The 8,932-nt window shown below is 65.3% G+C and carries 9 protein-coding genes; 4 read left to right on the top strand and 5 right to left on the bottom strand.

The window, feature by feature from the left end; all coding sequences use genetic code 11:
* Window positions 1-20: 20 nt before the first annotated feature.
* Window positions 21-611: a TetR/AcrR family transcriptional regulator gene (locus tag B9C43_RS28400; protein WP_084430044.1), complete on the bottom strand. Its 591-nt coding sequence runs from the start codon at window positions 609-611 to the stop codon at window positions 21-23.
* A gap of 89 nt (window positions 612-700) precedes the next feature.
* On the opposite strand from B9C43_RS28400, the gene B9C43_RS28405 reads away from it, so the two are divergent.
* Entirely contained in the window at window positions 701-1,954 is a 1,254-nt protein-coding gene (locus B9C43_RS28405) for a cytochrome P450 (RefSeq protein ID WP_200825722.1), read from the top strand.
* Here the strand turns inward: B9C43_RS28405 and B9C43_RS28410 are convergent.
* On the bottom strand, window positions 1,923-2,735 hold the full coding sequence (locus B9C43_RS28410) for a serine hydrolase domain-containing protein (RefSeq protein WP_033390269.1): 813 nt from the start codon (window positions 2,733-2,735) through the stop codon (window positions 1,923-1,925). The two genes, B9C43_RS28405 and B9C43_RS28410, sit on opposite strands and share 32 nt — an antisense overlap.
* A 26-nt stretch (window positions 2,736-2,761) precedes the next feature.
* Here B9C43_RS28410 and B9C43_RS57655 point away from each other — a divergent pair, with 26 nt between their 5' ends.
* From B9C43_RS57655 to B9C43_RS28420, 3 genes are read left to right on the top strand one after another with little or no spacing between them, the layout of a single operon-like run.
* The gene (locus B9C43_RS57655; RefSeq protein ID WP_200825767.1) at window positions 2,762-2,956 is read left to right on the top strand and encodes a hypothetical protein; all 195 of its coding nucleotides are present in this window, start codon (window positions 2,762-2,764) and stop codon (window positions 2,954-2,956) included.
* Window positions 2,893-3,045, top strand: a complete 153-nt coding sequence (locus tag B9C43_RS60180) for a barstar family protein (RefSeq protein ID WP_200825723.1) — start codon at window positions 2,893-2,895, stop codon at window positions 3,043-3,045. Before B9C43_RS57655 ends, B9C43_RS60180 begins: the two co-directional genes overlap by 64 nt.
* Window positions 3,045-4,448, top strand: coding sequence for an alpha-amylase (locus B9C43_RS28420; protein ID WP_084430045.1), 1,404 nt, complete (start codon window positions 3,045-3,047; stop codon window positions 4,446-4,448). The genes B9C43_RS60180 and B9C43_RS28420 overlap by 1 nt, the downstream gene beginning before the upstream one ends.
* On the opposite strand, the gene B9C43_RS28425 is transcribed toward B9C43_RS28420, so the two are convergent.
* The 3 genes from B9C43_RS28425 to B9C43_RS28435 all read right to left on the bottom strand — a co-directional run.
* Window positions 4,445-4,879, bottom strand: coding sequence for a nitroreductase family deazaflavin-dependent oxidoreductase (locus B9C43_RS28425; RefSeq protein WP_033390278.1), 435 nt, complete (start codon window positions 4,877-4,879; stop codon window positions 4,445-4,447). The genes B9C43_RS28420 and B9C43_RS28425 overlap by 4 nt on opposite strands.
* 49 nt (window positions 4,880-4,928) lie before the next feature.
* Complete coding sequence (locus tag B9C43_RS28430; RefSeq protein WP_200825724.1) at window positions 4,929-5,996, bottom strand: hypothetical protein; 1,068 nt, start codon at window positions 5,994-5,996, stop codon at window positions 4,929-4,931.
* A gap of 116 nt (window positions 5,997-6,112) precedes the next feature.
* The coding region (locus B9C43_RS28435; RefSeq protein ID WP_143446701.1) for an ATP-binding protein at window positions 6,113-8,932 on the bottom strand (2,820 nt) is incomplete at its 5' end.

Consider the following 8,932-nt stretch of genomic DNA (forward strand, 5'->3'; position numbering starts at 1 on the left):
GGGGAACCGATCCGCGCTGATCAGCTCTGGGGTTGAAATCCGGTACGCAGGTAGTCGAACGCCTCGTCGATGAGTGCGCTCACGCTGGCGTCCTCGTGGTCCATGGCACGGGTGATCGCGGCCTGGATCACGCCGAACGCGGCGTGCACCAGGGCGAGCGGGAAGAACGCCGAGCATCCGGCCGGCATCCGGTCGGCGAGCGCTTCGTGCGCGCCCTGCACCATGCGTTCCCTGATCACCAGCTCGTAGGGGACGAGCTCGTGGTAGTCGGACGCGATCGTGGACAGCCGGTTGACCAGGCCGAGGTTCTCCGGGCTGATGACCAGCTCGGCGACCACGCGCAACGAGTCGAACAACGGCTCGTCGGCAGGCCTGTCCTGCAGTGCGGCCATGGCGTCGTCGAACACGAACCCGCTGACCGCGACGACTGCTTCTTCCTTGCGGTTGAAGTAGTTGAAGAAGGTCCGGCGGGACACACCCACCCGGTTGGTGATGTCCTCGACGAGGAATCCGTGCAACCCCCGCTCCGTGGCGAGTTCGAACGCGGCGAAGCCGAGCGCTCGTCGCGTCTCGTACTTCTTCGCCTCGCGAATCCCCGGTTTGGGTGTCACACGATCAGACTATCGAGTAATCTTGCCCGGCGTGCAACTTTGCCCGGCGTGCAGGAATGTGATGTTGCTCATGGACTAGCTTCTCCGGTGTGCCGAATGTGTTCGATCCGCGGGTGTTCGCGCAGGGTGTGCCGCACGCCGCCTTCCAGGAGTTACGCGACACGGCGCCGGTCAGCTGGCAGGACGAGCACGCCGTGCTCGACTGGCCGGCCGGGCCCGGTTATTGGGCGGTGACACGGTACGCGGACGTCCGGCAGGTGCTGCGGACGCCCGAGGTGTTCTCGTCCTGGCTCGGCGCGACCCAGATCCGGGACCCGGAACCGGACGACCTGGCGTTCATCCGGCGGATGATCCTCAACATGGACCCGCCCGAGCACCAGCGGCTGCGCAAGATCGTCGCGGCGGTGTTCACCCGGCGCAGGCTCGAACAGTCAGCCGCCGAGATCACGGCACGTGCCTCGGCATTGCTGTCGTCGGTCGGTTCGCGCGGTTCGTGCGATCTGCCCGTCGACGTCACCGACGACTTCCCGTTGCTGAACCTCGCCGATCTGCTCGGCGTGCCCGCCGCGGACCGGAACCTGTTGCTGCGCTGGACGAACCGCGTGATCGGCTACCAGGACCCGGAACACGCCGACGAGGTCGTCCGGGACGCTTCCGGCAAACCGCTCAACCCGCGCTCGCCCGCGATGCTCGCCGACATGTTCGGCTACGCGTCGGAATTGGCTGCTTTCAAGCGAAAGAACCCGGGTGACGACCTGATGTCGGCCTTGGTCAGCGCCACAGTGGACGGTCGTGCGCTTGACGAGCCCGAGCTGCAGATGTTCTTCTTCCTCGTGGTGATCGCGGGCAACGACACCGTCCGCAGCGCACTGCCCGGCGGCGTCCTGGCGCTTGTTCGACACCCTGCGGAATACCGCAGGTTGCGGTCCAATATGGATCTTCTCGACTCGGCGGTTGAGGAGATGCTGCGCTGGCACCCGCCGGTGCTGAGCTTCCGCCGGACCGCTGCTCGTGACGTCGTCCTAGCCGGGCAACAGATCCGCGCGGGCGACAAGGTGGTCGTGTACCACGTGTCCGCGCACTACGACTCGCGGCAGTTCCCGGACCCGTTCCGGTTCGACATCACCAGGACACCGAACGACCACATCGCGTTCGGCCAAGGCCCGCACCTGTGCCTTGGCGCGCACTTCGGCAGGCTGCAGATGCGGATCTTCTTCCGCGAGTTCCTCACGCGCCTGCCGGAGGTTCAGCTAGCCGCCGAACCGACCCGCCTGACGTCGAACTTCATCAACGGCATCACACATCTGCCGCTCAGCTGGTCTCGTCAAGGATCGCATCGCTGAGCACCGGCCAGACCTCGGCGGCCCACTCACCGAAAGCCCGGTCGGTCAGTGCGATGGCGGAGATCCCGGCCTTCGGGTCGACCCAGAGAAAAGTCCCGCTCTGCCCGAAGTGCCCGAACGTCTCGGGGGAGTTGCGCTTGCCGGTCCAATGCGGACTCTTGTGGTCCCTGATGGAGAAGCCCAGGCCCCAGTCATTGGGCTTCTGGTGGCCGAACCCCGGCAGAACGCCGTTCAGCCCAGGAAAGACAACGGTTGTCGCCTCCTGGAACGTCTCATCGGAGATCAAGCTCGGCTTGAGCAGTTCGGCGGCGAACTTGCTCAGATCGGCGCAAGTGGACACACCGGCATGAGCGGGGCTGCCCTTGAGCGTGGTGTCGTCCATGCCCAAAGGCGCGAACACGGCTTCGGCGAGGTAGGCGTTGAACGGAATGCCGGACGCCTGCTGGACGGCCTCGGCGAGCGTTTCGAAGCCCATGTTGGAGTAGATCCGCTTGGTGCCAGGCTGTGCCTGGATCTTGTCCTCGGACATCGCCAGCCCGGAAGCGTGTGCGAGCAGGTGCCGGATCGTCGAACCCGCCGGGCCCGCCTGCTCGTCCAGCTCGACCGCGCCTTCCTCGACCGCGATGAGCACGGCGTAGGAGGTCAGCAGCTTGGTCACGGAGGCGAGCGGGAACAGTTGCTTCTGGTCACCGCGCGAGCCGAGCACCTGTCCGTCGCGACCGACCACAGCCACGGCCACGTTGTCGACCGGCCACGTCTTCACCAACGACAAGCTGTCCATGGGACAAACGCTATACGATCGCGCGGGTGTGGAAGTTCTCGGTGACGGATGCCGATCGTCGCGTGGTCGGCCTCGCGGCCGACATCTCGAACTTCGCTCCGGACGGGCCCAGCGCTTTGACAGACCGCGCCCGGATCTCGGACATCATTGATTTCTATTGCGCGATCGGCGAGCGATCAACGGACCAGGCTGCTATTTCGGCTGGAATCTCGACGCGTTGACCGACTGCCTTCGCGGCCGATGCGGACGTCCAGGTGGATTCGCGGTGAGAGCTGGACATGATCTGCCGGGCGGTGTTGTGCTTTCTTGATGCGACGACGCATCCTGCTGCTGAGCGCTGCCCTGCTGGCCTGTTCGCCGACGTCTTCGCCTGCGGTTCCGCCAGGGGATCGGGATGTGATCGTCCAACTGTTCCAATGGAACTGGGCGTCGGTCGCACGGGAGTGCCGGGATTTTCTCGGGCCGCGGGGTTTTGGGGGAGTGCAGGTCTCGCCGCCCCAGGAACACGTCGTTGTGCCGGGAAGGCCGTGGTATCAGGATTACCAGCCGGTCAGCTACAAGATTGACGCCACTCGCCGAGGTGATCGTGCGGCATTCGTGAACATGGTCAATACATGCCACACCGCGGGAGTGAAGATCTATGTCGACGCGGTGATCAATCACATGACCGGCCAGCCCGGCCCGGCGACCGGCAGCGCTGGCTCGTCCTATACGCAGTACAACTACCCGGGCATTTACCAGACGCAGGATTTCCATCACTGCGGGCGCAACGGGAACGACGACATCGTCAACTACAACGACCGGTTCGAAGTGCAGAACTGTGAACTGGTCAACCTCGCTGACCTCGACACCGGGTCAAACTACGTCCGCGGCAAGGTCAAAGCGTATCTGCAGGATCTTCAGTCGCTCGGCGTCGACGGGTTCCGCATTGACGCGGCGAAACACATGCCCGCGGTCGACATCGGCGCCATGAAGGTCGGATACGTCTACCAGGAGGTCATTTTCGGCGCCGGCGAGCCGATCACGCCGGAGGAGTACACCGGAAACGGCGACGTCCTGGAATTCCGGTACGGCGAGGACCTCGCCAAGATCTTCAACCGGGAGAAACTGGCCTATCTCAGGACATTCGGGTCACCGTTGCCGTCGAACCAGGCGATCGTGTTCACCGACAACCACGACACCCAGCGCGGTAAGCCAGTGCTGACCTTCCGGGACAACGCCCGTTATGCGCTGGCGAACGCATTCATGCTCGCCTGGACCTACGGCACGCCGAAACTCATGAGCAGCTACGAATTCTCGACCTTCGAGCAGGGGCCGCCGTCCGACGCATCGGGCCGTACCAACGACAGCACGTGTTTCTCCGGTGGCTGGCGATGTGAACACCGCTGGCAGGTCATCGCGAACATGGTCGCTTTCCACAACGCCGTCCGCGGAACGCCGGTCACCCACTGGTGGGACAACGGGAACGACACGATCGCGTTCGCGCGCGGGGACAAGGGACACCTGATCGTCAACGACGAAAGTTTCGCCGTCACCGGCCGGTCATTCCAGACCTCGTTGCCCACCGGCGTCTACTGCGACGTCATCCACGGTGATTTCACGTCGGGCCGGTGCTCCGGCCCGACGTACACAGTGGACTCAAACGGGTGGTTCCGAGCCGACGCCGCCGCGCAGGACGCGATCGCCCTGCACGTCAACGCCAAGGTCAGCTAGTTCTTCGGCTCCAGCACGAACACCGGGATCTGCCGGTCGGTCTTCTCCTGGTACTCCGCATAGGGCGGGTAGGCCGCGACGGCCCGCTCCCACCACTCCGCGCGCTCGGCGCCCTCGACCTCGCGTGCGACGTACTGCTTCGTCACGGTCCCGTCCTGCAGCGGGAACTCCGGATGCGCCTTGATGTTGTAGTACCAAGTGGGGTGCTCGGGGGCGCCGCCCTTGGACGCCACGGCCGCGTACTTGCCGTCGTGTTCCACTCGCATCACCGGGGTGTAGCGCAGCTTGCCGCTCTTCGCGCCGCGGAGCGTCAACAGCACAATCGGCCGGTCGTAGACGAAAACCCCTTCGGTGGTCCCGGTCTGGAGGATCTTCTTCGTCTGGTCCTGCACCCAATCCGTCGGGCTGAGCTCAATCGTCTCGTCTGACATACGCACAGCGAACGCCTCGTGCCGCCCAGTTATTCCCCGACCCGACCCGTCACATGAGATCGACCGTGATCGTGCCGGTCGCCAGGTAGAAAGGCGACGGCACCGGCGGCCGTCGCAACCGCGTGAGCCGCTGTAGCGACAGCAGAGGCCACCGGGGTGCGCGCCTTGTACCCGTGAAGAAGACTGTCGCTCGCGTGGATGTCGAGGCTTCGAACGCCAGCGCGGGACCGTAGGTTCCATGGCCGAACCACTCGGGTGTCCCTGGGGCGTCGGTATCGAGCAAACGCTTGGGCGTTGACCAGTCGGACCGGTCCGCGCTGGGATGCCGGGCTGTCATCCACCACAACCCCTGCGCGGGGAAGTCGGGCGTGCCATGCAGGTTGGAGCCGCGAGCGAGCAGCATCACCCACTCGTCGCCGCGGCGAACCACGGCGTTGTCGAAAAACCCTTCCGACGTGTCGGCGAAAACCACCGGCGGCGTCCAGCCGGTGCGGCCGTCTTCGCTTTGCGTGCAGCGCAACTCGTAGTCCGGCTGTTCGCCAGGGCCGATCTCATGTGGATTCGCCAAGTACCACATCCGGTAGCGGCCGTCGGCGTACACCACAAACGGTTCAAGGACGCTCGACCGGTGGTCGTCGCCGACGATGACGGGGGAGTCGCGTCGTACCCATTCGCCGTTCTGTCGCTCGAGCAAGCCAATCGCATAACGGCTTTTCGGTCCGTAGTGCTTCGAGGTCGACCGGCCGGTGTAGTAGATGCGCTCACCATGCTCACCGACCGCGGGCACGTAGCTTGGCGTGTGCATCCCGCCCGCGTCCCATGAACCCCGTGGTGGATCGGGTACGAGCGCGGCAACCCGGCCTCGGCGGTCAGTGTCGAAGTCCCACGCCCGGCTCGTCAGGTCAGAGCCCTGCGGCAACGTCGCGCGATACAAGCGATTGCGGAACTGTGTGGCGAAACCGCCAAGGAACATCGTCCATTGGTCGTGGATACGGTGCACATCAGGATCACCCACGCCGAGAAGGCCGCGAGGCATCGGCCCCTCGACCATGTCCCACAACACGTGCGCCTCAGGCGAGCCCTGCGTCCGCCACAGATCGGTGGCTGATGGCGTCATGACAAACGACCTCCTGAACGGGATCCGCGTTGCTACGCGGTGACTCCCCTGTGGTTCAGGTAGGTCGCTGCCACGACACTAACCGAGATCTCGGCCCTCGGTCAACGCGGGTCCGGCTACGCGGTTTCCTCTCCGTCCAAGTGCTTCGAGATCAGGCGCAGCAGCCGGTTGTTGTTGACCGGCTTGGTGACGTAGTCGTTCGCGCCCGCCGCCAACGTCCGTTCCCGGTCCTCCGGCATCGCCTTCGCGGTCACGGCGATCACCGGCAGGTCGCGGTGCGAGGACATCTCGCGGATCGCCGCGATCGTCGCGTTGCCGTCCAACTCGGGCATCATCACGTCCATCAGCACCAGGGCGATGTCCTTGTACTGCTCCAAAGCACGCACGCCAGCGACGCCGTTGTCCGCGTACACCACGTCGAGTCCGTGCTGTTCAAGCATGGCCGTCAACGCGAAGACGTTACGAAGGTCGTCGTCGACGATCAGGATCTTCTCGCCATGGAAGCGGATCGACAGCGGGACGCTGGGGTCTTCGTCCATTTCGTCCTCGAGCTGCGCCGGGCTTTCCACCACCATCGGGGCGGCGGACGGGGCGGGCAGCGACTTCTCCGGCTGCTCCACCGCCAGGTACAGCGTGAAGATGCTGCCCGAACCAGGCTCGCTGGTCACGTGCAGCTCACCGCCGAGCAGCTGGGTCAGTTGCCGGGAGATCGACAGGCCCAGGCCGGTGCCGCCGTACTTGCGGCTGGTCGTGCCGTCGGCCTGCTGGAACGCCTCGAAGATCACGGCCAGCTTGTCCTGCGGGATACCGATTCCGGTGTCCTCGACGGCGAAGGCGATCACCGCGTCGGCCGAACGCATCCGCGCGGTCTTCATCATCGCCGGGTCGACCATCGTGATCCGCAGCTCCACGCGGCCCTCGTGGGTGAACTTCACCGCGTTGGACAACAGGTTGCGCAGGATCTGCTGCAGCCGGTGCTCGTCGGTGTGCAAAGTGGACGGTACGGACGGCTCGACGATGACCGAGAAGTCCAGGCCCTTCTCCGTGGTCAGCGGACGGCACAGCGCCTCGACGTAGCCGACCAGTTCGGGCAACGCGAAGTCGTTGACCTGCAGTTCCAGGTGCCCGGCTTCGACCTTCGTCAGATCCAGGATGTCGTCGATCAGCTGCTGCAGGTCGCTGCCGGCCGAGTAGATCGTCTTGGCGAACTCCCGCTGCCGCGGCGTCAGGTTGCCTTCGAGGTTGTCGCTCAGCAGCTTCGCCAGGATCAACGCGCTGTTGAGCGGCGTACGAAGCTCGTGCGACATGTTCGCCATGAACTCCGACTTGTACTTCGACGCGGTCGCCAGCTGCCGCGCGCGGTCTTCCAGCTCTTGGCGTGCCTGCTCGATCTCGGAGTTCTTCACCTCGATATCGCGGTTCTGCCTGGCCAGCAGCGCGGCCTTCTCGGCGAGCTCGGTGTTGGAGCTCTGCAGTTCGTCCTGCTGCGCCTGCAGCTGCTCCGAGCGGGCCCGCAGCTCCCGCGTCAGCCGCTGCGATTCGGCCAGCAGCGCCTCGGTTCGCGCATTGGCCAGCAGCGTGTTCACGTTGACGCCGATGGTCTCCTTGAGCTGCTCCAGCAGGTCGTGGTGGACCGCGGAGAACTCGTTGACCGACGCCAGCTCGATCACACCGAGCACCTGGCCTTCGAACAGCACCGGCAGCACGATCACGTTCTTCGGCGACGTCGAGCCGAGCGCGGAGGAGACCTTGATGTAGTCGGCGGGCGCGCCGGTCATCACGATCGTGCGCTTGTCCACGGCGGCTTGCCCGACGAGCGATTCGCCGAACTCGAACTTCACCGGACCGTCCGATTCGGACCGGCCGTACGCGGCGATCCGGCGCAGCCACGTGCCGGTGTCGGCGGTCTCGGCCAGGAACACCGCGCCGTACTGGGCACGGACCAGGGGCGCGAGTTCGCTCAGGATCAGCGACGCGACCGCGCCGAGGTCACGGTGGCCCTGCATCAACCCGGAGATCCGGGCCAGGTTCGTCTTCAGCCAGTCCTGTTCCTCGTTGGTCCGGGTCGTTTCCTTGAGGGTCAGGATCATCTGGTTGATGTTGTTCTTCAGATCCGCCAGCTCACCGGAGGCGTCCACGGTGATCTGCCTGGTCAGGTCGCCCGCGGTCACCGCTGTGGCGACCGCGCCGATCGCACGCACCTGAGTGGTGAGGTTGCCGGCGAGCTCGTTCACGCTCACGGTCAGCCGCTGCCACGTGCCGGACACGTCGACCACGTTGGCCTGGCCACCGAGCTTGCCTTCCGTGCCGACCTCACGGGCGACACGCGTGACTTCCACGGCGAACGACGACAGCCGGTCGACCATCGTGTTCAGGGTGTTCTTCAGCTCGAGGATCTCGCCCCGGGCCGTCACGTCGATCTTCTTGGACAGGTCACCGTTGGCCACGGCCGTGGTCACCTGGGCGATGTTGCGCACCTGCGTGGTCAGGTTCTCGGCCATGACGTTGACGTTGTCGGTCAGCTCTTTCCACGTGCCCGCCACGTTGGGCACACGTGCCTGACCGCCCAGCGTTCCCTCGGTACCCACCTCGCGCGCCACACGCGTGACCTCGTCACCGAACGCGCGGAGCGTGTCGACCATGCCGTTCATGGTCTCGGCCAGGTCAGCGACCTCACCGCTGGCCTCGACGGTGATCTTCTTCGACAGGTCACCGTTGGCCACCGCGTTCGCGACCGTCGCGATGCTGCGCACCTGGGTCGTCAGGTTCTCGGCCATGACGTTGACGTTGTCGGTCAGGTCCTTCCACGTACCGGCCACGCCACGGACCTGCGCCTGACCGCCCAGCTTGCCCTCGGTGCCCACCTCGCGGGCGACTCGCGTGACCTCGTCGGCGAAGGCCGACAGCTGGTCGACCATGGTGTTGAGGGTGTTTTT

This window comes from Kibdelosporangium aridum, assembly GCF_900176515.1.
Taxonomy (GTDB): Bacteria; Actinomycetota; Actinomycetes; order Mycobacteriales; family Pseudonocardiaceae; genus Kibdelosporangium; species Kibdelosporangium aridum.

Excerpts from the sequence above, each read along its gene's own strand:
- B9C43_RS28420 (WP_084430045.1), top strand. The coding sequence starts at position 3,045 with ATGCGACGACGCATCCTGCTGCTGAGCGCTGCCCTGCTGGCCTGTTCG.
- B9C43_RS28425 (WP_033390278.1), bottom strand. The coding sequence starts at position 4,879 with ATGTCAGACGAGACGATTGAGCTCAGCCCGACGGATTGGGTGCAGGAC.
- B9C43_RS28430 (WP_200825724.1), bottom strand. The coding sequence starts at position 5,996 with ATGACGCCATCAGCCACCGATCTGTGGCGGACGCAGGGCTCGCCTGAG.
- B9C43_RS28410 (WP_033390269.1), bottom strand. The coding sequence starts at position 2,735 with ATGGACAGCTTGTCGTTGGTGAAGACGTGGCCGGTCGACAACGTGGCC.